We start from the raw sequence: 22,257 nt of genomic DNA, 5'->3' as shown, positions 1-22,257 counted from the left end.
GCTCGGGCGTGCTCCGGTGAGCCGCGCCCGTGACCCTACTGTGATTCGGCGGCGGGGGCCGGGGTCTCGGCCGTGGTATCGGTCGGTCTCTCCTGAGGTGCCCGCCGCGGACGGGTCACGAACTCCCCCAACGCAACCCCCGCGGCCAGCGCGAGACCGGTGGCCAGGGCGAGGGTGACCGTCACGAGTCCTTCGGCCACGCCCTCGACGGCCAGCTGGTAGAAGCCGCGGTAGGCGGCCAGACCGGGCAGCAGCGGCGTGACGCCGGCCAGCGTGATCACCATCGGCGGGGTGTTCCCGCCCCGGCGCAGCACACCGGCGGCGAGACCCACCACGAGCGCCGCGATCCCGGTCGAGGTGATCGGTCCCAGGTCGGTGAACTGGCTCAGCGCGCCGAAGACAGCCCAGCTCGCGGCGCCGACGATGCCCGCCACCGGCAGCGAGCGCAGCGGCGAGTAGCCGGCGAGCGCGTAGAACATCGCCGACGTCGCACCGGCCAGCGTCGACAGGCTGAACCGCGCGGCGCTCGACGGCAGGTCACCGGAGACCTCGATGCTCACCCCGACCGCGAAGCCGAACTTCAGGCCGACGACGACGCCGGTCAGCAGCCCCGCCGACAGCAGCGCGATCTCCACGATCCGCGCCGCCGACGTCAGGTAGTAGCTGGTCAGCGCGTCCTGCACGGTCGAGACCACGCTGAGCCCGGACAGCAGCACCGTGATCCCTGCGGCCACGATGTAGGACGGCCGGGTGCCGGCCGGGAAGAAGTCGAGCGAGATCAGGCCGATCGTCGACACCGTGACGAGCAGTCCGCCGATCGTCTGCTGGAAGAACGCGGCCAGCCCCCACCGGTTCAGCAGCCGCCCGATCCGGTCGATCACCGCCGTCGTCACGAACGCCGCGGCCGCCGTGATCGCGCCGCCACCGAGCAGCAGGGCGATCGACGCGGCCAGCCCGGCCCAGCCGAACGTGGCGACCCACCGCGGGTAGGGGTGACGGGCGTTGACGACGTCGGAGACCCTCGCCGACGCCGCGCGCACGTCGAGCTTGCCGGCCTCGAGGTCGGCGACGATCCGGTCGGTCACGGCCAGGCGCGAGAGGTCGAGCGCGCGGTAGCGGACCAGCCGCATCGACGTCACCGGCTGTGCGGCGTTGCCGCGGTGGCAGCACATCGTGATCGAGGTGAACGTGATGTCGACGTCGACGGCGGGCAGCCCGGCAGCGTTGGCCAGCCGCAGCATCGTCGCGGTGACCTCGTCCACGCTCTCGCCGCTGGAGAGCTGGATCTCCCCGACCCGCATGCAGAGGTCGAGCACCTGCTGGACCTGCGCGTCGTCCGGGACCTGAGGCCCCAGCATGAGCATCGGGACGGTGGAGGGCCCGGGCGTGAGCAGGCGTTTCGCGTCCCGTCGCAGCGCCCCGCGCAACCGCCGGCTGAACCGGTCGGCCGGGTGCGACTCGTCGGCCACGGTACGGACCACCCCCTTCTCTCCGGCGCTCCGCGACGGTGGTCGCGTGCGCCGCGTCCAGGCTAGGACCCGGCTCCGTCGCGGCGTGCGGGGACGGGCGGGTCTCACACCGCCGTGGGCACCGCACCCACTCCGCTACCGTCGCGCGATGACAGCCACGCGCCCCGTCCCGTGGCGCAAGCGCGCCCGGAGACTGCGCCTGACCGGGATCGTCGTCCTTCTCGCGGCCGCGGCGTTGATCGTGAGTGCGAACTTCCTGGGTGGCCTGCTGGTGGCACTTCTCGGGGTGGGGAACATGCTCGCGGCCGGTTCGGTGGCGACGACCGGGACGGTCCCGGCCTCGACCCGAGCCCTGATCGTCGTGGGTGGGGCGGGGTTCGTGGTCGTGATGGTCGCGGGGAGCGTCCTCGCTCTCCTGCGGAGCTGACTAGTCTGTACGCGCCGGCGTCCTCGTCGGTGACACCCGCCGGTGTAGCTCAGTGGTAGAGCAACCGCCTTGTAAGCGGTAGGTCGTCGGTTCGATCCCGACCTCCGGCTCCACGTCCGACCAGTGTGTTCGCTCGTTCTCTTGATCGACAAGACAGACTTCGTGGCATCAATCATGGTGCGAGTGAGACTTACGCTCGTCTCATGGCGTCGAACAGACGGGCGAAGGGCAGCGTTGAGACGCTACCGAGCGGCGCGCTGCGGGTCCGGGTGTACGCCGGCATCGATCCGGTCACCGGTCGTCGGCACTACCTGACCGAGCAGGTCCCGGCCGGCCGCAACGCCGAGCGGGAAGCGGAAGCGGTCCGGGCCCGGCTCGTCGCCGAGGTCGCCGAGCGCCGGAATCCGAGGACCCGCGCGACCGTCGCGGAGCTGCTGGAGCGCTACCTCGCGCAGTTCGACGGCTCGCCGAACACCCTGCGGTACTACGAGGGCCTCGCCCGCAACCACATCGGCCCGCTGATCGGCCGCGTCGCCGTCGGGCAGGTCGACGCGGAGATCCTGGACTCGCTCTACGCCGAGCTGCGCCGGTGCCGGAAGCACTGTACGGGCCGCGGCGGGGTCGACCACCGGACCGACGGCGACCACGAGTGCGACGACCGGTGCCGGCCGCACCGGTGCCGGCCGCTCGGCGTGTCCGCGGTGCGGGCGGTGCACTACGTGCTGTCCGGTGCGTTCCGTCGGGCCGTCCGCTGGCGGTGGGTCGCGGTCAACCCGATCGCCGAGGGCGAGCCGCCGGCGGCGAAACCGCCGAACCCGCGGCCGCCGACGCCCGCCCAGGCGGCGCGCATCCTCACCGAGGCGTGGGACAAAGACCCGGCGTGGGGTGCCCTCCTGTGGCTGATCACGACGACGGGGATGCGGCGCGGCGAGCTTTGCGCGCTGCGCTGGCACCTGCTGGAGATCGACGACGCGGACCGCGCCGTCGTGTGGATCCGGGAGGCCGTGCGGAAGGGCGCCGACGGGCGGCCCGAGCTGGCGGACCTCAAGACGCACCAGCAGCGCCGGATCGCGCTCGACGCGGAGACGGTCGAGATGCTCCGGGAACACCGCGCCGAGCAGCAACGGGTCGCCGCCGCGTTGGGCGTCGAGCTGCGGGCAGACGGGTTCGTCTTCTCGTCGAGCCCGGACGGGTCGGAGTTCCTGAAGCCGGACACGGTGACGCAGCGGTACGAGCGCCTCGCGCGGCGGCTGGGGATCGAGACGACGCTGCACAAGCTGCGGCACTACTCGGCGACGGAGCTGATCGCGGCGGGGGTGGACATCCGCACCGTCGCCGGCCGCCTGGGGCACGGTGGGGGTGGGGTGACGACCCTGCGGGTCTACTCGGCGTGGATCTCCGAGGCCGACCAGCGGGCCGCTGGAGGGCTCGCCAGCCGGATGCCGAGGCGACCCTCTGCAACGAGGCCGCGCCCTGATCGTGGCGGCGCAGAGGGCGACCGGGTGAGGCGGGTCTGAAACCGCCACTCGTAGACTGCGCCCGTGCCAGATGAGGTATCGCACGGATTGCGCCCAGATGACTGGCCGCCTCCGTCACCCGTGCCGATACCCGAAGGCTGCTATCTCAAGAGTGGCGATGTCGAGTACCTCGGATTCGTGCACGGAAGTCAGCGCTGGCGCTCCAGGGACGAACCACGGCTCTACACCTGGGACCGCCAGCACGGGCACATCGAACTCTTTAACAAGCGAGGGCGCCACCTGGGTGTACTTGACGCCTTCACAGGTGCGATGATAGGTCCGCCAGTTCCTGGGAGGAGGATCGATGTCTGAGGCGCAGACTTTCATCGACGCCTGCCTCGCTGGCGCAGCGCTGCTTGACGACATTGATGACTGGGTCGATGTCTGGCATGAAGCTGATGGCGCACCGAGGGGGAATCCCTTGGAGCTGCATGACTTCCTTGGGTTGAGTCGCTTCGAATATCAATTGTGGGCTGAGCGCCCGAGTTCTCTAAGGACAATCGTCGCAGCAAGGTATCAGGGTCGACCTATCGCAGATATGCAGTCAGCGGCGAGCTATGCACTGGCGGCAAGGGCCACTAGTGACAAGGAAGCACTAAGTCTATTTGCTTGGCTAAAGCAGACGGGGCGAATCGGTTCGGATGAGTTCCCGGAAGTTGGCTGACACGCTCGTTGAGCGGTACGATCTTACACCTCCTGTGGATGTTCTCGCACTCCTTGAAGGTGTCGCGGATGTAGAGCACTTGGTCTGGGAACAGTCGGTAGATGGTCTTGTTCTGGGTCTGTCCCACCCGGGGCGTCCACGGGCGTTTCTGCGCATGAACCAGCCGTCGAGACGTAAGCGATTCACGGCGGCCCATGAGTGGGGTCATATTTCGATTCCATGGCATACGGAGTCGCTTGAGTCGTGCCACATCGATAATTCTGCGTACTCTGCGCTTGGTGTGCGGGAGCGGGAGGCAAACGAATTCGCATCTCGAGTGCTGATGCCGGATCGCTACATGAAGCGGCTAGTGACTGAGTCATTGAATGTCGCGGATTGGCTTCAAGGCGTCGCGTACTGCGACGTTAGCGCCCACGCCGGATTGATCTCACTGGTGGACTACCTTCCGAGTGGGTACACGTTCGCCCTGCATCAAGGGGATGCGCTCTCGCCCAAGCTGTTCCGGTCGAGCGGGACTCCAATCGTTCTGTCAGGTGGACGTAAACCGGTGGAATCGCTGGTGGCGTCCAGCTTCCGTAGTGGCAAGATTGATCTAAATGGTAAGCAGGTGTGGTGGTTTCAGCACATCGACACCTCGCTTCCGCCGCGTGGATCTGCATCGTCGGCTCAGCTGCTAGCGGAGATTGTCTCGCGCTATGGGCGCGAGCTGCGACCGGGGCGTCCTACGGATAAGGCAATCAACAGCGTTATCGGCGGAAAGCTCGGGCGTCGTGATCGCATGAGTCTCGGTCAGATGTTGGGTGTCTTGAAGTTGCATATGCAGTCAGATCCAGATTTGCAACCACTCCTGGCGGACCCCACCTTCGAGGAACTGCTCTTGGTTCGTGTGTACGAGATCGCAGAGAAGGACAAGGCCAACGGTCGAAGTCAGTAGTTCCAGTCGTCGCCTATGCTGTCGGGCATGGCCGATCTCTTGTCCGTCTCGACGGCGGTACCCAGCCGCGCCGCCGCAATTGTTCTTGCGCGTTCGGTGATTTCGTCTGGCCTGGCGGCAGGTAGTCAAGTTGCAGGGCCGGTTGGTTCGGTCTTCTGGCATGCCGGTGAGTTCGGCGAGGGCGAGGAGTGGGTGGTCTCGTTCAAGACCACCGCCGCTCGCTACGACGAACTGGAGGCGCACCTCATCGAGCACCACAAGTGGCAGAACCCCGAGGTGACGGCGGTACCGATCGCTCGTGCGTCAGTGGCGTACGTCGAGTGGGTGGAGCGCGTCACCGCGAAGTAGCTCCCGCACGGCTGGGACGTCGCCGTGGTGCTGCCCGAGCCGCGCGGCGACCTCGGCGAGCCGCTGCCGCGGTCGCACCGAGGCCACGTTGCCCATCACCCGCAGGCTGGCCGTGATCGTCTCGGCGGCCTGCTCGACCTCCCCGGCGTCGGCGTAGCTCTGCGCCAGCCACGAGGAGTAGAGCGCCTTGTCGCGGGCGTGCGCGTCGCTGTACCGACCCAGCGCGCTCTCCAGGACGGGGACGGCGCGGAGCGGTCGGCGGAGTTCGGACCAGCAGCGGCCGGTCATGATGGCCAGCTCGTCTGCGTCGATCCACGCGGCGTAGTCCGGGGTGCGGGCTTCGGCGACGGCGTGGGCCTCCTCAGCGAGGCCGAGGCAGCGGGCGGTGGTGTCGGCGTCGCCGTCGAGGGCGAATGTCCAGGCGGCGCGGGAGTAGAGCAGGGCGCGGACGCCGGGGTCGACGCCGTCCTGGCCGGCGGCCTGGACCGACTTCTCCGAGATCGTTCGTGCAGGCTTGCCGAGGGCGATGAGCTGGTAGGCGTGGAAGGCGAGTGCGTTCCCAGCCAGGCCGGGGTCGCCGGACTCGAGGGCGGCGGCGTGGCTGCGACGGAAGTGCTCGCGGGCCAGGTCGTGCCATCCGGCGTCGAATGCGGCCCAGCCGGCCTGCTGCGACTGCTCGGCGTGCACGGCCAGGAGCGCGCGCTGTACGACCTCGCCCGCGGTGCCGCCCTGGAGGATCCGCGCGGAGAGTTCGGCCTCGGCGTTGTAGAGGCGGTAGGTGTCAGCGCCGCCGAGGGTGTCGTCGAGGCGGCGCAGGCTGGTGAGCCGGTTCGACAGGTCGGTGGCGACGTCGATCGTCGTGGCGTTCGAGCTGGTGTCTCCGAGCACGCTTCCAAGGAGGCCGGAGAGCGCGAGCGAGCCGCTCGCTCGGAGGAAGTCGCGTCGCAGCACTGAACTGTCACCGTCCCAGGCGTCGGAGTCCCGATCGGACGGTGTCGACGCTACGGAGACGGGCTCGGCAGGAGCAGGGCATCCACCCGGCATATCCGCGACAGGCCGGGTGACGGCGGGCACTCGCCGGGCCGACGGGACGGGGGCGCCGAGCTGGTCGAGCAGCCGTCGGTAGACGGCCTGAGGTCGTTGTACGGAGCCGGTTTCCCAGCGGCCGACGAGCCGGACGTCGAGCTTGGTGCCGCGCTCCTCGTTCGTCGTGAACGCCAACCGCACCACGTGGTCCACGAGGTCCTGCTGCGACCAGCGCTGTACTTCGTCACGCCAGCGCCGGAGCTGATGACCCCAGGGTTCGTCGCTGCTGTTCTGATCCACGCCGACGGCCACCCCCGATCGCTCGCAGAGCCCAGTCTGCCGGGCGAATGCCCTGCGCTACCAGGGTTCTGACCTGCTTTGTTCCGCCGAGATTCACCATCGTCGACGGCATGAACAGCAGTGCACCACAGCCACGGGAGCCCCGGGCCGAGTTCGCAGAACTGCGCGAGCTGACCTGCGAGATGGCCGAGCGGATCGAGCGGCTCAGGCGTCGCCGGCGTCGGGACCTAGCCGACGCTCGATGGCATCGATCCGTCGAACGAGAGCGCTCACGTCCGCCCTGAGAGCGTCCAGCTCGACGAGGACGGGGTCGTCGGCGTCGGGGTCGGCGACCTGGTCGCCGTCGAGGATCCGGGCGATGTGGTCGCCTGGCCACCCCAACGCCTCGGAGACGGCGGCGAGGGTGCGAGGGCTGCGTCGGCGGGGCGTGAGGTTGTGCTGCAGCTCGCGGACGGTCATCAGGGCGACGCCCGCGCGGGTCGCGAGTTCGGCCTGGGTCATGTCGAGCTCGGCCAGACGCGTCTTGATCGCCTCGGCGACGGCGTCCCAGTCCTTGGCCACGCAGACCTTCCTCAGTGCCTCAGTAGGTACGGACCTGCTGATTTCGGTGCCGAGGCTAGCGGTCGCAGGTCCGCCCAGGTGCGACGACCTGCTCAGCTACACGATGAGACTAGTATTAGCAGCTAATATTGGTGCTATTGTTAGCGCACAGCGGATCGAGAGGAAGGGGCAGTCGATGAGCAAGCAGGAGCCGGTGGCCGTGGCGGCGGCGCCGCGGTTCTACAGCGTCGCGCAGGTTGCGGCGATGTTCGGGATGTCGACGATGACGGTCTACCGGGCGATCGCGGCGGGGGAGTTCCCGGCCGTGAAGGTCCGGGGGCGGCTGATCGTCCCGGCGAAGGCGATCGATGCGATCGCGGACCTGGCGGTGGCCGAGCAGACGGTCGTCGACACGTCCGGGTGGGCGCCGGCGCAGCGTGGGAGCGCCGTCTGATGGGCGGCGTCGGAGTGGTGCTGCTGGTCCTCGTCGCGGGCGCGTTCATCTGCGCGAAGGCGCGGTCGGCGGCGGGGGCGGCGTTCTTCACGGTGGTCGCGGCGGTGGTGTTCGTGGCGACGCCGGTCGGGCAGGGCGTGCCGGGAGCGGTCGCGACGTTCATGTCGGCGTTCGACCAGGCGGCGACGCCCGCGCTGAACCGGACCCCGGCCGAGCACGCCGCGACCGAGGGCGGTGCGGGGTGACGGCCGCGGCCCAGCGGGTCGAGCTGTCCGCGCTGGTCTGCCCGGGCTGCGGGCACCCGGTGGCGGGGGAGCCGCCGACGGGGTGGCCCGACCGGGCCGGACGTCCGCCGGAGTTCTCGCACCGCGACGGGTCGGTGCTGTGCCCGGACGACCGGGGCCGGGTTCCCGAGCCGGTCGAGGTGCTCCAGTGACCGGGGCGGTGCGGCTGGGCGATCTCGACCTGAGGCTCGCCGAGGTCACCGGTCGGACGATCCGGTTGCAGGTCCTCGTCGACCACAGCGCGCAGAGCGCGGGCCGGTGCCCGACGTGCCGGTGGGCGGTGAGCCCGACCCGGCCAGGGTGCCCGTCGCACGTGGTCGCGCTGTCGCTGCTGGAGAACCGGCCGCTGCCGTCCTGGCTGGCGCACCTGGCCGGAGAGGTGCCGGGCATCCGGGTCCGGACCGAGACGCCGAGCGACGACGAGCGCCGCGCCGCCGAGGACTCCGCGGCCGGCTTGTTCCCGGCGCCGCGCCGGGTCCGGCCGAGCGGAGCGCGGCCATGACACGAGCACACCACCTGGGACGGCCCGGCGACGGGTTCTTGGCGGGACACAGCCGCCGGGCCGCTCTCACCGCACATCAGCAGAAGGCCGGAGAGGAAACGATGGTAGAGCGAGACGACGACCGGTGGCGCGCCCGCGCGGCGTGCCGGTCGGTGGACCCGGAGATGTTCTTCCCGACCGCGGAGAGCGGCGCCGCGTACGACCGGCAGGTGGCCCGCGCCAGGCGGGTCTGCCGCCGCTGCCCGGTGCAGGCCGCGTGCCGGGACTGGGCGATCGACGACCTCCCGCACGGTGTCGCCGGTGGGCTGACAGAGAACGAGCGCCGCCGTGCCCGTCGGGCGACGACCCGCCGGGCCCGTCGCGCCGAGCTGCGCCCCGCCGTCGCTCCCGCGCCGGTGCTGCGCACCGACCGGGCGCCGGTCATCTCTGCCGGCCGCGCCGCCCTCGCCGCGGGCGTCGACCGGGACGACATCGCCCGTGTCCTCGGCGTGACCCGTCGGACCGTCGACCGCTGGGCCGCGGCCGGTGCCGTCGTCGCGGGTGGTGGTCGGTGATGGCCGCGTTCGACATCTCCCCGACGACCGCGGCGTCCGGCCGGATCCGCGAGCTGCTCCGGCGGATCGCGGTCGAGGCGTTCGGTTCGACCGAGACCGAGGTCCCGATCCCCGGGTTCACAGTGTTCACCGATCGGAAGCTCGACGATCCGTTCGCCGGGATCCGTGCGGCGTTGTTGATGCGCACCGTCGCCGAGGGGCAGCTCTACGAGTACGCCCGCGCCGCTCGTGCGGCGGGCCGGTCGTGGGACGAGGTCGGCGCTGCGCTCGATCTGTCGTCAGGGGAGTACCGGCCGGTGGGGGAGGCGGCGTTCGACTGGCTGGTCTGCGGTCGGGTCCCGGACCCGGAGCCGGACGGGGTGCGCTCGTTCCGGACGCCGTCCGCGTACTGGCGCTGCTCGACCTGCGACGGCCTGGTGACCGACCACGGCCAGTTCGAGGGCAACCCAGCCAATAGCGAGGACGGCCACGCCAAGGGCTGTGCCCGTCACGCCGCCGAGGTGCAGGCGTGGAACGAGGGGTGGGAGCACTGATGGAGATCCTGTTCAGCTCCACCGCGCTCGTGCTCGCTATGTTCGCCGCGGGCGCCCTGCTTGCCTGGGCTCGCGGGGCACGGGCCCTGGCAGCTGGCCTCGCCCTGGTCGCGCTGCTCCCGGCGGCGACGATCGTCACGGCCCTGTCCTGGCCTGCCCTGCTCGCCGTGACGGGGCTGGCCGGGGTGATCGTGTGGCACCGGTGGTCGCGCTCCTCGGCGACCGTGTCGCGGTGGGCGGCCCGGTCGCGCCGCAAGGTCGGCGTGGCCTCGTCGCTGGACATCGTCCGGCACGCCGGGACCTTCGCGGTGCGGCGTCGGACCGGCACCGTGCGCCCGTCCCTGGCCGCTCTGTCGCGGTGGCAGCGGGCTCGGCTCGCGACCAGCGAGGCCGCGGTCGAGCTGTGCCGTACCGGCGCGTTGCGGGTGTGGGCGCTGGTCGAGGACGTCGTGATCGTCGTCGGCGGCCCCCGCACCGGCAAGACCGGTTGGCTCGCCGGGCGCGTCCTCGACGCCCCGGGTGCCGCGCTGGTGACCTCGACCCGCACCGACCTGCTGGACCTGTGTGCGCCGCTGCGCCGGCAGTCGCGGGGTGAGGTGTTCGTGTTCAACCCTGCCGGGCTCGGGGACCGGGCGTCGACGATCACGTTCGATCCGCTGACCGGCTGCACCGACCCCGTCACGGCCACGGAGCGGGCGACGGACATGCTCGCCGCGGTCGCCAGTGGGTCGGGTGGGGATCGGGAGTTCTGGGACGGTCAGGCCCGCCGCGTCCTCGCCGCGCTGCTGCACGCCGCCGCGCTCGGGCACAAGCGGATGACCGACGTCCTGGGCTGGGTGGCCGACCCGGATTCGGCCGGCCGCGAGGTGCCCGCACTGTTGCGTCGGTCGGGGGTGACGGCGTTCGAGCAGGACGTGATGCAGTTCATCACCACGAACGAGCGCACCCGGTCCTCGATCACGTCCTCGGTGATGCCTGCGTTGGGGTGGCTGACCCACCCGGCCGCGGCTGCGGCGGCCGAGCCGGGGGAGGGGTTCGACGTCGCCCGGCTGCTGGACGGGCGGGCGACGGTGTTCCTGCTCGGCGCCGAGGAGGCGCAGACCGCACCCCTGGTGTGCGCGCTGACCGGGCACATCGCCCGCGAGGCCCGACGGCTCGCCGCCGGACAACCGGCCGGGCGGCTGGACCCGCCGCTCGGACTGTTCCTGGACGAGGCCGCCCTGATCAGCCCTGTGCCGCTGGAGTCGTGGACGGCGGACATGGGTGGTCGTGGGGTGACGATCCTGTGCGCGTTCCAGTCCCGCGCCCAGCTCCTGGCCCGCTGGGGCGAGCACAAGGCGGCGACCATCTTGAACAACACCGCCGCGGTGATGATCTTCGGTGGGACGAGGGATAAGGCGGACCTGGAGTTCTGGTCCACCCTCGCCGGGGAGCGGGACGAGCGGGTCTCGACCACGGACGAGCACGGCCGGGTCGCGTCGAGGTCGGTGCGGAAGGTGCCGGTGCTGGCGCCGGCGCAGATTGCGAACCTGCCCGCAGGGCGGGTGGTGGTGATCCGCCGCGGGATCGCCCCGGTGATCGGCCGGGCCCGCATGGCCTGGACCCGTCGCGACGTCCGCGCCCACGGCCGCGACGCCCGCCGGGTCGACACCCGCGCGGCCCGCGCGCTCCAGCTCGACGAGCTGCGGATGTGGCGCGACGACCTCGCCCAGGCCGCGCTCTCGGTCCTGGCCACGTGGTGGCCGGACCGGTTCGCCGAGCGCCACGAGCGGCGTCGGGACGCAAACGCGATGTTCCGCGAGCTGGCCGTCATCCACGACCAGTCTCTGCACACCCCTGCCGCCCCGCGGCCGGGCACCGATGGGGAGGCAGACCGATGAGACAGCGACCGCAGGTCACCGAGTCCGACGTCGTCGCGCTGGAGGAGCGCCTTCGCGCCCTCCTCACCGCGCGCACCGCCGGAGCTGTGCACGACGACGAGATCGCCCGCTACGAGGCCGACCGCGACCGGCTGCTGGACCTGATCGGAGACCAGATGCGCGAGCAGCGCGAGTACGACGGCGCCATGCGTCGCCTGCGCGCGGAGATGGAGCAGCAGGCCGACCCCGACGGCTGGTTCACCGGCGGCCACGACGCCGCGCACCAGGCGCACCTCGACGCGACCGCCCACGTCCACGACGACCCGGACGACGACCGGACCGCGACCGAGATGGACCTCCGCCGAGTCGAGGACATGATCAACGCTCCCTACCGGGACGCCGCAATCGAGGCGAAGTACGCGGACGACCACGACTCGACGGGCGGGATGTGGTTCACCCCGGACGAGACCGCCCCGGGCGGTGTCCGCCCGCTGACCGACACCGAGATGCGCCGCGTCTCGGACCTCGTCCGCGCGACCCAGGCCGAGGCCGTCGCCGACGACCTGGACCACCGCGACCCGCCCGCACCGGACCGGTCGACCGACTCCGCCACCGACGACGGGGGGTGGAGCCGATGAACACGCCCCCGCACCCCGAGCCCCGCGCGGAGCGGCCCGACGACGGGTCCGCGACCGGCACGGCCGTCGTCGGGCTGGCCCGGCAGGTCGACGACCTGACCCGCCGCCTGGACATGCTCGGCCCGGTCGACGGCCGGATCGACGAGCTGGCCAAGGTCGTCGCCGAGACCGCACAGTCCCTCGCGACCCTGGCGGCCCGCCGCCGCCCGGCTCCTGCGCCGTCGTGGCTGCTCGCCCCGACCGAGACGGAGAAGGTCGCGCAGCTGCTCGACGAGCTGACCGAGTGGCTACGCCGGGTGTTCCTGCGCTACCCCGACGGCGCCGCCGTCGTCCCGGAGTGCTGGGCCTGGCACTCCGACGTCGTCGAGGAACTGCTGTGGCTCATGCACGCCTGGTGCGCCGCCTACCAGGGCCCGGACGCCTCGGTGCAGCTCGCCGGGGACTGGCACGACCGCCAGCGCCCCGGCGTGATCAACCGGCTCCGTAGGAGCGTCGGGTCGTGCTCGATCGAGGCGCACCAGACCCGGCCCGGTTGGGGAGCCCCGCCCGGGGCCGCCGCGCCGGTGCCCGGGATCCGGCACACCGAGCTGATCGTCGGCTGGTGGGCGACCGGGCGGGAGCAGGCACCGCCCGAGCCACCCGCCGACGACCGAGCGGTGCCCGGGGCGATCGGGGGTGCGCTGCGATGACCGCACGCAGCACCGCCCGGGCCGGTCGCGCCGCGATCTGGCTGCCCGGCCTGGCGGTCGCCCTCGGTGCGGCGGTCGCGACGGCGCACGGCCTGTTCGAGGTCGCGCTCGCCGCGCGGGTCCCGGCCGGGATCGCCTGGATCTACCCGCTGATCACCGACGGTCTCGCGCTGGTCGCCTACACCGCCACGGCCAGGCTGTCCGGGTCGGCGGCCCGCTACGCCTGGTCGGTGGTGATCGTCTCGGCCGGGCTGTCGGGGCTCGCGCAGGCGGTCTACCTCGCCTCCGACTCGGTCACCGCGGGCGGGGAGCTGGCCGTCAACGCCGCGCTGCGGTTCGGCGTCGGGGCGTGGCCCGCCATCGCGGCCGCCGTCGTCGCGCACCTGCTCTACCTCCTCGCCGAGACCCGCATCGACGACCCGGCGGCCGACCGGGACCCGGCCGAGCCGGATCGCGCGGCCGGACCGCGGGTCCGGGCGACCATCACCGTCCCGCCGTCCGACCGGACACCGGTGGAACGCCCGGACACGGTGGGACACGGGACGGGTGTCCCACCCGCGCTGGACGGACCGGTCATTCCCGGCCCGCCGCGGCCGGTGTCCCACCCGGCCCCGCGCCCCGCCGTCCACTCGGACCGGCTGGGGCCCGGTGGGACGGGCGGATCGGGTGCGGGCGCGCAGGAGCGCGCCCGCACCACCGCCCTCACCCACTGCGAGCGCCACGGCGCCCTCCCGACGGTGCGCGAGCTGGAGGAGCTGGCCGACGTCGGCCGGGGCACTGCCGCCCGAGCCCTGCGACAGCTCCGCGACACCCCACCGCAGGCCTCGAACGGCCTGCACCTCGTCCCCGACGAGCCCCAGAACAGGACCACCCGATGAGCACCGACAGCGAGAAGGCGACCGCGACCGAGCAGAACACCAGAGCCGAGAGCGACTACCCCGAACAGAGCAACAAGAGCCCAAGATCAAAGCCATCACACCGATGCATCACGATCCGAGGGGGCGGGCCGGCCTCCGGCCGGCCACGCCGGAGGACCCGTGCCATCGACCGCGACCAGGCCCCGACGACGATCGTTTCGGGGTGGTCGGGGTGCTGAGCATCTCCTCGGGCTACAGCCCGGAGTACCTGTTGAAGGAGGTCGCGACCGGGCGGGAGAACTACTACACCGGCGCGGTCGCCGCGGGCGAACCGCCGGGGCGCTGGTGGGGCGCGGGTGCGGAGAAGCTCGGCTTGCGCGGTCTGGTGGACGCCCAGGACATGCGGGCGGTCTACGAGCGTTTCATCGACCCTCGGGACACCGCGTTCGGTGACCCGCAGCAGTGGGACAGCGCGGCGACGCTGGGACACGTGGGACGCAAGTACCGGACCGCCGAGGAACTCTATGAGCAGGCGTTGGAACGCGAGCCGGACGCCGCCGCGGAACGCCGCGCGGAGCTGCGTACCGAGGCGGGCAAGGCCGCTCGGCACAACGTGGCGTTCTTCGACATCACATTCAGCGTGCAGAAGTCGGTGACGCTGCTGCACACCGCGTTCGAGGCCCGCGAGGTCGCCGCCCGCAACGCGGGCGACGAGGAGACCGCCGCGGCGTGGGGCCAGTTCCGCACGGCCGTCGAGGACGCGATCTGGGCGGGCAACAACGCCGCGCTCTCGTACTTGCAGGACAAGGCCGGTTACACCCGGGTCGGGCACCACGGCGGCGCCGCGGGCCGCTACGCCGACGCTCACGAGTGGACCGTGGCGTCGTTCTTCCAGCACGACTCCCGCGACGGGGACCCGCAGCTCCACATCCACAACGGCACCCTGAACCGGGTCGAGGGCCCGGACGGGCAGTGGCGCACCCTCGACGGCCGCTCGCTGTACCGGTGGCGCCCGGCCGCCGCGGCGGTTGCCGAGCGCACGACCGAGGAGACGCTGGCCTACACCCTGGGGACGCTCGCGGTGACGCGTCCGGACGGGAAGTCCCGCGAGATCCTCGGCGTCCCGGACGAGGCGATCTTGCTGCTGTCCTCGCGGCGGCACAAGGTGACCGCGAAGACCGCGGAGCTGTTCGAGGCGTTCGAGGACCGCTACGGCCGCGCCCCGAACTCCGCCGAGCGCGACCGGCTGTCCCGACAGGCGACGTTCGCGACGCGGGCGGCGAAGTCCCACGACGGGCAGACCCGGGAGGAGTTCCTGGACGAGACCGCGGCGAAGCTGCGCGCGGACATCGACGGCGGGCTGGCCGGGATCGCCGACACCGCCCTCGCCGCCCGCCGCGAGGGCGTGCAGCCGCAGACGTTCAACCCGACCGCGGTCGTGGAGATCGCCGTCGCCGACGTACGCGACCGCAAGGCCGGGTGGACCCGCGCCGACCTCACCCGGGCGGTGAACGCCGCCCTGCCGGACTACCTCGGCGTCCCCGACGGCGCCGAGGTGGCGACCCTGTTGGACCAGCTCACCGACGTCGCGTTGGAGCACCTGGTCGACCTCGACGCAGCCGAGCCCGGCGAGGACCTGCTGCCCGCCGACATGCGGACCGCGAACGGGGAGTCGGCGTTCCGCGCGCCGGGCGGACGGCTCTACACCACGACCGACCAGATCCGCTCCGAGCGGATCCTGCTCGCGGCGACCGCCGCCCACAACGGCACCGCGCTCACCCGCGGCGCGGCGGACCGCTTCGTCGACCGGCTCCGGACCGACGGCATCGAGCTGGGCGTCGACCAGGCCGCCGCGGTGCGCGGAATCCTGACCTCCGGTGCCCGGGTCGAGACCCTCGTCGGGCCCGCGGGAACCGGGAAGTCGTTCGTCGTCGGCGCCCTGGCCCGGGCGTGGAGCGACCCGGCCCTACCCGCCGGCCCCGACGGCACCCCGCCGGCCGCGCCGCGGCGGGTGTTCGGATTGGCGACCAGCCAGAAGGCCACCGAGGTCCTGACCGCCGAAGGGCTGACCGCAGCGAACATCGCCCGCTGGTCGGCCACCCAGGCCCGCCTCGACGCCGCCCCGGCCGAGCGCCGCACCCGCGACGGCGACGAGGCATGGCGGCTGCGCGAGGGCGACCTGGTCGTGGTCGACGAGTCCGCGATGACCGACACCGCGTCGCTGGAGCAGATCCATGCCCGCGTGGCGGCGGCCGGGGCGAAGCTGCTGCTCACCGGTGACCACCGCCAGCTCTCCGCGGTCGGCGCCGGCGGCGCGATGGACCTGCTCGCCACGGCGGGGTCGAGCTACGAGCTGACCGACGCCCGCCGGTTCAGCGCCGGGTGGGAACGCGACGCCTCGCTGCGGCTGCGCGAGGCCGACCAGACGGTGTTGCAGGACTACCACCAGCACGGCCGCCTCCTCGACGCCGGCGACCGCGACGGGGCGGAAGAATCCGCCGCGCGGGCGTGGCTGGCCGACACCCTCGCCGGTAAGAGGTCGCTGCTGCTGGTCGACTCCAACGACCAGGCCGCCCGCGTCTCCGCCAGCGTGCGGGCCGAGCTCGTCCGGCTCGGCCGGGTCGCCGAGACCGGCGTGCCGTTGGGGATGCAGGGGACCGTGGCCGGGGTCGGGGACCTGGTCGAGGCCCGCGCGATCGACTGGACCCTGGCCGGGTACGAGGGCAACCGGCGACCGGTGATGAACCGCGACCTGTTCCGGGTCACAGCGGTCCGCGACGACGGCGCGCTCGAGGTCACCACCGACACCCACGGCACCGGGACCGGGGACCGCATGGTCCTGCCGGCCGCCTACGTCGCCGAGCATCTCGCGCTCGGCTACGCCGGAACCACCCACGCCGGGCAGGGCGCGACGGTCGACACCACCCACACCGTCGTCACCCCCGCGACCCGCGCGAACTCCCTCTACGTCGGCATGTCCCGCGGCCGGGACTGCAACACCGCACACGTCACCACCCACACCGGCCCCGACGACCTCGCCGACGGAACCCCCCAGGCGCACGGCATCCACCGCAGCCCCGTCGCCGCGGTCGCGACGATCCTCGACGGCGCCGACCAGGCCGTGTCCCAGTCCGCCCTCGCCACCGAGGCCGCCTCCGCCGAGCGAGCGGCCAGCGCGGCGACCGCGGCCGAGCGGCTCGCCGACGGCGCACAGCGGGTCGCCACCGCGCGCACCGCGCACGCGCTCGACCAGCTCGTCGCCACCGGGGCCCTGACCCCCGACGAGCGGGCAAAGGTCGCCGCGGAGGACGGCACCGCCGCCCTGACCCGCATCCTGCGCCGCGCCGAGCTGGCCAGCCACGACCCCCACACCGTCCTCGCCGATGCCGTGCAGCGCGGACCGCTGTCCGGGTCGCGCAGCGTCGCGAACGTGCTCTACTCCCGCATCCGCGACTCCCACCGCTTCGACCCGGTGGGGGAGCGCTGGACCGACTGGGTTCCGCGCACCGACGACGAGGGCTGGAACGCCTACCTGCAGGTGCTGGCCGAGGCCGCCGACCAGCGCGCCGCCCAGCTCGGCGCCGACGCGGTCGCGGAACCGCCGCGGTGGGCGGTGGACGCCTTCGGGGAGCCTCCAGCCGACCAGCAGGCGCGCCAGCGGTGGCAGAGCGCCGTCGGGCAGGTCGCGGCCTACCGGGAGGTCCGCGGCCACGACGACGACACCGACCCGCTCGGTCCGGCGCCGCAGCCGGGGCAGGTCGAGCAGTTCGCCGCGCACCGCGCTGCGTGGCGGGCGCTGGGCCGCCCGGAGGTCGAACGCGAGCACCTGGAGCTGTCCAACGGCCAGCTCCGGATGCGCGTGCGCGCCTACGAGCGCGAGCTGGCCGCCGCGCCCCGCTACGTCGGCAACGAGCTGGCCGGAACCCGACAGGCCGCCGCACGCTACGAGCAGGACGCCGCCCTCCGCCGCGCCGAGGCCGAGAACGCCGGCCAGCAGTCCGATCGGGAACGCCTCACCGCCGAGGCAGAGCAGGCCGCGGCCCTGGCGCGCACGCTGACCGAGCGGGCTGAGGAACTCCAGCAGGTCGACGACGCCCGGGGCCGGTGGCTGCTCCACACCACCCAGACCCGGTTGCAGGCCGAGTTGTCCAAGGCCGAGCTGGCTTCCCGCGACGCTACCGACGACCCCGCCGACCATGTCACCGTCGAGGAATGGATGACCGCGCACCTGGACGACCAGGCTGAGGACGAGCAGCACCGCGAGATCACCGAGGCCGACTTCGTCGACGACCTCGACCCCGCTGAGCACGACGACGACACCGCGACGCACGAGGCGAATGTCCGCGACGACGCACCGCCGCGGACCAGTGCCTCGGAGGACGTCGTCCGGGTCCCGACCGCGGACGAGGCCGCCGACTCGGTCGCCCAGGCCGGGCGGGTACTCGACGAGATCGCCTACCGCGACGCCCTCGACGAGCAGGACGGCGAACAACACGACCGCCACCAGCAGCTCACCCAGTGGCACCACGACGACCAGACCGCCGAACACGCCGACGCCCACGACGCGGAGGACCAGCTGGAACCGACCGGACTTTAGCTACTCGGGACGAGATGAGGGCGGGGAGCCGACCACCTGGTCGGCTCCCAGCCCCCGTTCCGTCCACCGGCAGCGGCGTCGCTACACGGCCGGCTTCTCGCGGTCGGCCAGGGTGCGGATGTGCTCCCAGTGGCGCACCGACTCGTCCAGCTCGCGCTCCTCCCGGCTGCGCTTGGCCGCCAGCAGCGCCGGACGCGACCGATCCACCGGCAGGCAGTAGACCTCCGAGCCCGGCACGACCGCCCCGGACTCGTCTCGGTCCGGAATCCCGATCGGCGGCTCCGCCCGCACCCCCAACAGCCACGACAGCCCCTGCCAGACGCCGCAGCACTGGACCCGATGCGTCGCCCGCGTCGGACCCTGCAGCGCCCCGAGCCGCCGCCAGTCCCTCCCTGTTGGCTCCGGCCGTCCCGCAGCCACCGACAGCGCCGCCCAGGACTCACCCCGCACGAACTGCCAACTCGGAGGGACCGACCGCACCGTCACCGGGGTCTGCCGCTCGGCCGGACGCAATACCCAGTCCAGCGCGACGAACACGCCCAACGCGCTGTCCTCAGCGGCGACGGTCGCCACCTGGTGCGCGTTCCACCAGCAGTCCCGCACCTGCTGCTCGGCAGGGACCACCCACCCGGGCAGCGGACCGATGCACTGGGTCATGGCGCGAGTATGCGACCAAGCACCGACAGAACCGGGACAACACCGTGGGGCTCCGCCCCACACCCCGGCCCTCGCCGGGCAGGCAGGTCTCCGAGATGGGCGCCCCGGCGGCCCGCTGCGGTCCGATCGTGGGAGGCGGTGGTTTGCGCCATCGCGACGACCTCCCGAAGGGCTATCACACCCAGACCAGGGGGCAAGCCTGACGAGGTGGCCGGGTCGCAGCGGCGCCCAAACCCGGGGCGCCAGCTGTAGGTGGTCAAGTGCGCGGCGCGGTTGCCCCCTGCCCTGGGCGTGATCGGGCTGCGCCAGGTCGACGAGATGGCACGAACCACCGCCGTGGGAAGAGACGCGACCACTGTGAGCGCACGTCGAGGTCGGCGCCGCCAGCGGGATTCCTGTCGCGAAGAGCTACCGGATCGGAGACCAGAAACCTAGAGAAATTCCGAGATCGTGGTTCTGGATGGTCCGGGGGAGTGCGGGACGGTACCTATGACCTGCGGGGACGGGTCCGGGTGGTCGCCGCCACCCTGGCCTTGGTCCTGCTCGAAACCGATACCGGACGGCGCGAGTGCCCGGGGCACCACCGTGGAGTTCGCGGTCGCCCGACTCCACGGCCACCACACATCCCCGACACTCTGCCCAGCTGCCTGCGTCACGCACTGCATGACGCGACCTACCAGCGGCCCGAGGAACGCCTGATCGCTGCCGATCTCCTCATCCGGCTCCAACACCGCCAGTGACAGGTCTCGGCCTCGGTCACACCACCGAGGACCAGCCCGCGATCGTGACTCGACAACGAACATCCTCGTCCGGGATCTTTCGGCTGCGCAGGGTCACAATTCTGTCCGATCCGCCTCCTGCCCCGGGGGAGCGTCGGCCGAGTCCGGAAGTATGCATGTGACGGTGTCTCGATGAGGGCGAAGGAACTGCTCGACGCCGTGCCGGACGTGCCTGGAACGGTGCACGGGAGTACATTCTCTGCTGATGGCGATGGAGCTCGCCGACAACCGCTGCTGATGCTGATGGCTCCTACCGATGACCGGTCGCGGTCCGTGAGGTAGGTGAGTGGTGTCCGAGCAGCCCGTTGCCGACGGTGCCGATGGGGCGTGTCCGGTCGAGCAGGCCGGTCCGCCGGTCACCACGCCGAGCAGTCGCCGGTGGCCGGTCCTCGCCGCTGTCGCGACCGGTGGCGTGGTAGGCGCCGAGGCTCGGTTCGTGATTGGGGTCGCGTTCCCGCAGCCATCCGGCGGGTGGCCGTGGACGACGTTCCTCGTCAATGTCTCGGGTTGTCTGCTGATCGGGGTACTGCTGACGGTGCTCTCGGAGCTGACGGTCCCGCACCCGTTGCTGCGCCCGTTGCTGGGTGTGGGTGTGCTGGGTGGATATACGACGTTCTCCACCTACGCGGTGGACGTCGTCGCTCTGGTCGACGCGGGTCGGCCCGTGGTGGCGCTGGGCTACGTGGTGGCGACGCCCCTTGCGGCGGTCGCGGCCTGTGTGCTCGGCGTCGCGGTAACTCGGCGGGCGGCCGGGCGCACGGGCGGTGAGCCGGAGTGAACGGGTGGACGGTGCTGCTGGTCGGAGCAGGTGCCGCGGTGGGGGCACCGCTGCGCTACCTGGCCGATACCGCCGCGAAGGCCCGGTTCGCGTCGGTGTGGCCGTGGGGGACGTTCGTGGTCAACGTCGTCGGGTCGCTTGTGCTCGGTGCGATGACGGCGGGGTCGGCCGAGTTCGGGCCGGAGGTCGTCGCGGTGGTCGGTACCGGGTTCTGTGGTGCGCTGACCACCTACAGCACGTTCGGCTACGAGGTCGCGGGTCTGGCGGAACGGGGTCGGGCCGGGGCGGCTTGGGGCTACCTGGCGGCGAGCGTCGCGGTCGGGGTGTGTGCGGCGGCGATCGGCTTCCTGGTCGTGCGGGTGCTGCTCGGGTGAGGAGATGATGGTGATGGAGCCAGTGGTGGGAACGGTCGTGGTCGGGTACGGCCGGGGCGAGGCGGGTGACCGGGCCGTGACGACGGCTGCGGATCTGGCGGTGCGTCTGAGCACGGAGCTGCTGGTCGTACACGTGGTGGATGCCGGTGACTATCCGGTGGATCCGGACTCGGCGTCGTTCGAGGCTGAGGCACAGGATGCCCTGGGTGTTGCGCACGACCACGTCGCCGCGCTGATGGGAGGGCTCGCGGACGGGCCGGAGTGGAAGCAGCGGACCGAGCGGGGTGACCCGGTCACGGTGTTGGCGGAGCTGGCGGAGTCGTGCAGCGCGTCGATGATCGTGGTCGGTAGCCGCGGCGGGGGACCGGGTGGTCTGCTGTCGCGGGTGCTGGAGCCGTCGGTGTCGCACGGGCTGATCCGACACCAGACCCGCCCCGTGCTGGTGGTCCCGGCGGGGCACTGACATCGCGGCAGCCGCCGGCGGCGACTTCTACTACGGTCCCGGCATGCCGCTTTCCTCCCGCACGCCCGAGGTCGGCGCGCTGGACGTGTTGCTGAGTGTCGCCCGGACCGGGAGTCTCGGCCGGGCCGCTGCGGAGCAGAGCCTGTCCCAGTCCGCCGTCGGCTCGCGGATCAAGTACCTGGAGGGACTGCTCGGGCTGGCGCTGATCGAACGGAGCGCACTGGGATCGAGACTGACCCCGGACGGCGCCATGGTGGTCGAGTGGGCGCGCGAGGTGGTTGCCGCGGCGTCGCGGCTCGACGAGGGCGTGACGGCGCTGCGTACCGGGCACGGGAGCCGGGTCCGGATCGCGGCCAGTCTGACCGTCGCCGAGTATCTGGTGCCGGGCTGGCTGGCGGATCTGCGGGCCCGTCGCCCACAGTCGGTGGTGTCGCTGCGCGTGGTGAACTCGGCCGAGGTCGCACGATTGGTCCTGGCCGGCGAGGTGGGTGTCGGTTTCGTGGAGGGCCCGCACGTTCCTGATGGGCTGGAGCAGGAAGTCGTTGCCCGCGACCGGCTCGTTGCGGTCGTCGCCCCCGGTCACGAGTGGACCCGCCGCGACGGAGGTGTCACCTCCGAGGAGCTGGCCGGGACCCCTCTGGTGCAGCGTGAGCCCGGCTCGGGCACCCGCGAGACCGTCGAGCAGGCTCTGACCGACGGGGCCGGGGTGGTCGATCCGGTGGTCGAGCTGTCCTCGACCACCGCGATCAAGTCCGCGGTGCGGACCGGTGCCGGCCCTGCGGTGTTGAGCTTTCTCGCGGTGGCCGACGATCTGCGGCGCGGCGATCTGGTCGCCGTCGAGGTCGTCGACGCCGACCTGACCCGCCGGCTCCAGGTGGTCTGGGCGTCGGGCCGACGTCTGTCGGCCGAGGACCGCGACGTCGTCGCGGTCGCCCGGCTCCACCCGGGAGGGTGACTCCGGGTGGACCGGGCGGTCGCCCGGTCGGCCGAGGGTGGCCGAGCGTGGTCCGCTGC

25 protein-coding genes, 1 tRNA gene and 1 riboswitch are annotated in these 22,257 nt (G+C 72.2%); of the genes, 22 read left to right on the top strand and 4 right to left on the bottom strand.

What is annotated here, in order from left to right:
* Positions 1-35: 35 nt before the first annotated feature.
* Entirely contained in the window at positions 36-1,481 is a 1,446-nt protein-coding gene (locus EV383_RS28355) for a threonine/serine exporter family protein (RefSeq protein WP_242623347.1), read from the bottom strand.
* Between the two features lie 136 nt (positions 1,482-1,617).
* Here EV383_RS28355 and EV383_RS28350 point away from each other — a divergent pair, with 136 nt between their 5' ends.
* The 7 genes from EV383_RS28350 (at position 1,618) to cutA (ending at position 5,359) form a co-directional block, all read left to right on the top strand.
* A complete protein-coding gene (locus EV383_RS28350) occupies positions 1,618-1,896 on the top strand; it encodes a hypothetical protein (protein ID WP_130292875.1) in 279 nt (92 codons plus the stop codon).
* Positions 1,897-1,934: 38 nt separating this feature from the next.
* A tRNA-Thr gene (locus EV383_RS28345) sits at positions 1,935-2,009 on the top strand.
* A gap of 90 nt (positions 2,010-2,099) precedes the next feature.
* Positions 2,100-3,413 (top strand): tyrosine-type recombinase/integrase, encoded by a 1,314-nt coding sequence (locus EV383_RS28340; protein ID WP_130292873.1) that lies wholly within the window; start codon positions 2,100-2,102, stop codon positions 3,411-3,413.
* Between the two features lie 24 nt (positions 3,414-3,437).
* Entirely contained in the window at positions 3,438-3,725 is a 288-nt protein-coding gene (locus tag EV383_RS33225) for a colicin E3/pyocin S6 family cytotoxin (protein ID WP_130292871.1), read from the top strand.
* Complete coding sequence (locus tag EV383_RS28330) at positions 3,718-4,077, top strand: hypothetical protein (RefSeq protein ID WP_130292869.1); 360 nt, start codon at positions 3,718-3,720, stop codon at positions 4,075-4,077. The genes EV383_RS33225 and EV383_RS28330 overlap by 8 nt, the downstream gene beginning before the upstream one ends.
* Positions 4,070-5,011, top strand: coding sequence for an ImmA/IrrE family metallo-endopeptidase (locus tag EV383_RS28325; protein WP_165438532.1), 942 nt, complete (start codon positions 4,070-4,072; stop codon positions 5,009-5,011). Before EV383_RS28330 ends, EV383_RS28325 begins: the two co-directional genes overlap by 8 nt.
* Before the next feature lie 27 nt (positions 5,012-5,038).
* Positions 5,039-5,359, top strand: a complete 321-nt coding sequence (gene cutA / locus EV383_RS28320; RefSeq protein WP_130292865.1) for a divalent-cation tolerance protein CutA — start codon at positions 5,039-5,041, stop codon at positions 5,357-5,359.
* Here cutA and EV383_RS28315 read toward each other — a convergent pair.
* Entirely contained in the window at positions 5,315-6,685 is a 1,371-nt protein-coding gene (locus EV383_RS28315; protein ID WP_130292863.1) for an NsdA family TPR-like regulatory protein, read from the bottom strand. The two genes, cutA and EV383_RS28315, sit on opposite strands and share 45 nt — an antisense overlap.
* Positions 6,686-6,889: 204 nt before the next feature.
* Positions 6,890-7,246, bottom strand: a complete 357-nt coding sequence (locus tag EV383_RS28310; RefSeq protein ID WP_130292861.1) for a helix-turn-helix domain-containing protein — start codon at positions 7,244-7,246, stop codon at positions 6,890-6,892.
* Positions 7,247-7,421: 175 nt separating this feature from the next.
* On the opposite strand from EV383_RS28310, the gene EV383_RS28305 reads away from it, so the two are divergent.
* The 11 genes from EV383_RS28305 to mobF all read left to right on the top strand — a co-directional run bounded on the left by EV383_RS28305 (position 7,422) and on the right by mobF (position 18,192).
* The gene (locus EV383_RS28305; protein WP_130292859.1) at positions 7,422-7,679 is read left to right on the top strand and encodes a helix-turn-helix domain-containing protein; all 258 of its coding nucleotides are present in this window, start codon (positions 7,422-7,424) and stop codon (positions 7,677-7,679) included.
* A complete protein-coding gene (locus EV383_RS28300) occupies positions 7,679-7,924 on the top strand; it encodes a hypothetical protein (protein ID WP_130292856.1) in 246 nt (81 codons plus the stop codon). Before EV383_RS28305 ends, EV383_RS28300 begins: the two co-directional genes overlap by 1 nt.
* Positions 7,921-8,115: a hypothetical protein gene (locus EV383_RS28295; protein WP_130292853.1), complete on the top strand. Its 195-nt coding sequence runs from the start codon at positions 7,921-7,923 to the stop codon at positions 8,113-8,115. The genes EV383_RS28300 and EV383_RS28295 overlap by 4 nt, the downstream gene beginning before the upstream one ends.
* Positions 8,112-8,465: a hypothetical protein gene (locus EV383_RS28290; protein WP_130292851.1), complete on the top strand. Its 354-nt coding sequence runs from the start codon at positions 8,112-8,114 to the stop codon at positions 8,463-8,465. Before EV383_RS28295 ends, EV383_RS28290 begins: the two co-directional genes overlap by 4 nt.
* 101 nt (positions 8,466-8,566) lie before the next feature.
* Complete coding sequence (locus EV383_RS33275; protein ID WP_130292848.1) at positions 8,567-9,019, top strand: WhiB family transcriptional regulator; 453 nt, start codon at positions 8,567-8,569, stop codon at positions 9,017-9,019.
* Positions 9,019-9,552 (top strand): hypothetical protein, encoded by a 534-nt coding sequence (locus EV383_RS28280; protein ID WP_130292845.1) that lies wholly within the window; start codon positions 9,019-9,021, stop codon positions 9,550-9,552. Before EV383_RS33275 ends, EV383_RS28280 begins: the two co-directional genes overlap by 1 nt.
* The gene (locus EV383_RS28275) at positions 9,528-11,432 is read left to right on the top strand and encodes a type IV secretory system conjugative DNA transfer family protein (RefSeq protein WP_242623346.1); all 1,905 of its coding nucleotides are present in this window, start codon (positions 9,528-9,530) and stop codon (positions 11,430-11,432) included. Before EV383_RS28280 ends, EV383_RS28275 begins: the two co-directional genes overlap by 25 nt.
* Entirely contained in the window at positions 11,429-12,049 is a 621-nt protein-coding gene (locus EV383_RS28270; RefSeq protein ID WP_130292843.1) for a hypothetical protein, read from the top strand. The genes EV383_RS28275 and EV383_RS28270 overlap by 4 nt, the downstream gene beginning before the upstream one ends.
* A complete protein-coding gene (locus EV383_RS28265; protein ID WP_130292841.1) occupies positions 12,046-12,738 on the top strand; it encodes a hypothetical protein in 693 nt (230 codons plus the stop codon). Before EV383_RS28270 ends, EV383_RS28265 begins: the two co-directional genes overlap by 4 nt.
* A complete protein-coding gene (locus tag EV383_RS28260) occupies positions 12,735-13,616 on the top strand; it encodes a hypothetical protein (RefSeq protein ID WP_130292839.1) in 882 nt (293 codons plus the stop codon). Before EV383_RS28265 ends, EV383_RS28260 begins: the two co-directional genes overlap by 4 nt.
* Positions 13,617-13,818: 202 nt before the next feature.
* Positions 13,819-18,192, top strand: coding sequence for a MobF family relaxase (gene mobF, locus EV383_RS28255; protein ID WP_130292835.1), 4,374 nt, complete (start codon positions 13,819-13,821; stop codon positions 18,190-18,192).
* 81 nt (positions 18,193-18,273) lie between these two features.
* Here the strand turns inward: mobF and EV383_RS28250 are convergent, their stop codons facing one another.
* Entirely contained in the window at positions 18,274-18,849 is a 576-nt protein-coding gene (locus EV383_RS28250) for a hypothetical protein (protein ID WP_130292832.1), read from the bottom strand.
* Between the two features lie 977 nt (positions 18,850-19,826).
* A riboswitch (Fluoride riboswitch) is annotated at positions 19,827-19,888 on the top strand.
* Between the two features lie 26 nt (positions 19,889-19,914).
* Between EV383_RS28250 and crcB the strand changes: the two genes are divergently transcribed.
* From crcB to EV383_RS28230, 4 genes are read left to right on the top strand one after another with little or no spacing between them, the layout of a single operon-like run.
* Positions 19,915-20,406, top strand: a complete 492-nt coding sequence (gene crcB, locus EV383_RS28245; protein WP_341273750.1) for a fluoride efflux transporter CrcB — start codon at positions 19,915-19,917, stop codon at positions 20,404-20,406.
* Positions 20,403-20,780, top strand: a complete 378-nt coding sequence (locus EV383_RS28240) for a fluoride efflux transporter FluC (protein WP_130292826.1) — start codon at positions 20,403-20,405, stop codon at positions 20,778-20,780. Before crcB ends, EV383_RS28240 begins: the two co-directional genes overlap by 4 nt.
* Positions 20,781-20,793: 13 nt before the next feature.
* Positions 20,794-21,243, top strand: a complete 450-nt coding sequence (locus EV383_RS28235; protein WP_165438531.1) for a universal stress protein — start codon at positions 20,794-20,796, stop codon at positions 21,241-21,243.
* Between the two features lie 43 nt (positions 21,244-21,286).
* Positions 21,287-22,198, top strand: coding sequence for a LysR family transcriptional regulator (locus EV383_RS28230; protein ID WP_130292820.1), 912 nt, complete (start codon positions 21,287-21,289; stop codon positions 22,196-22,198).
* Positions 22,199-22,257: the final 59 nt, after the last annotated feature.

Source organism: Pseudonocardia sediminis (genome assembly GCF_004217185.1).
Lineage (GTDB): Bacteria > Actinomycetota > Actinomycetes > Mycobacteriales > Pseudonocardiaceae > Pseudonocardia > Pseudonocardia sediminis.
The sequence above is the reverse complement of the archived record's forward strand: the minus strand, read 5'-3'. Positions and strand labels throughout refer to the sequence as shown.

What these genes read in the sequence shown, in the direction of transcription:
- EV383_RS28340 (WP_130292873.1), top strand. Translation starts at nt 2,100, where the DNA reads ATGGCGTCGAACAGACGGGCGAAGGGCAGCGTTGAGACGCTACCGAGC.
- EV383_RS28265 (WP_130292841.1), top strand. Translation starts at nt 12,046, where the DNA reads ATGAACACGCCCCCGCACCCCGAGCCCCGCGCGGAGCGGCCCGACGAC.
- EV383_RS28350 (WP_130292875.1), top strand. Translation starts at nt 1,618, where the DNA reads ATGACAGCCACGCGCCCCGTCCCGTGGCGCAAGCGCGCCCGGAGACTG.
- EV383_RS28260 (WP_130292839.1), top strand. Translation starts at nt 12,735, where the DNA reads ATGACCGCACGCAGCACCGCCCGGGCCGGTCGCGCCGCGATCTGGCTG.
- EV383_RS28305 (WP_130292859.1), top strand. Translation starts at nt 7,422, where the DNA reads ATGAGCAAGCAGGAGCCGGTGGCCGTGGCGGCGGCGCCGCGGTTCTAC.
- cutA (WP_130292865.1), top strand. Translation starts at nt 5,039, where the DNA reads ATGGCCGATCTCTTGTCCGTCTCGACGGCGGTACCCAGCCGCGCCGCC.
- EV383_RS33275 (WP_130292848.1), top strand. Translation starts at nt 8,567, where the DNA reads ATGGTAGAGCGAGACGACGACCGGTGGCGCGCCCGCGCGGCGTGCCGG.
- EV383_RS28235 (WP_165438531.1), top strand. Translation starts at nt 20,794, where the DNA reads ATGGAGCCAGTGGTGGGAACGGTCGTGGTCGGGTACGGCCGGGGCGAG.
- EV383_RS28270 (WP_130292843.1), top strand. Translation starts at nt 11,429, where the DNA reads ATGAGACAGCGACCGCAGGTCACCGAGTCCGACGTCGTCGCGCTGGAG.
- EV383_RS28330 (WP_130292869.1), top strand. Translation starts at nt 3,718, where the DNA reads ATGTCTGAGGCGCAGACTTTCATCGACGCCTGCCTCGCTGGCGCAGCG.
- EV383_RS28300 (WP_130292856.1), top strand. Translation starts at nt 7,679, where the DNA reads ATGGGCGGCGTCGGAGTGGTGCTGCTGGTCCTCGTCGCGGGCGCGTTC.
- EV383_RS28250 (WP_130292832.1), bottom strand. Translation starts at nt 18,849, where the DNA reads ATGACCCAGTGCATCGGTCCGCTGCCCGGGTGGGTGGTCCCTGCCGAG.
- EV383_RS28230 (WP_130292820.1), top strand. Translation starts at nt 21,287, where the DNA reads ATGCCGCTTTCCTCCCGCACGCCCGAGGTCGGCGCGCTGGACGTGTTG.
- EV383_RS28280 (WP_130292845.1), top strand. Translation starts at nt 9,019, where the DNA reads ATGGCCGCGTTCGACATCTCCCCGACGACCGCGGCGTCCGGCCGGATC.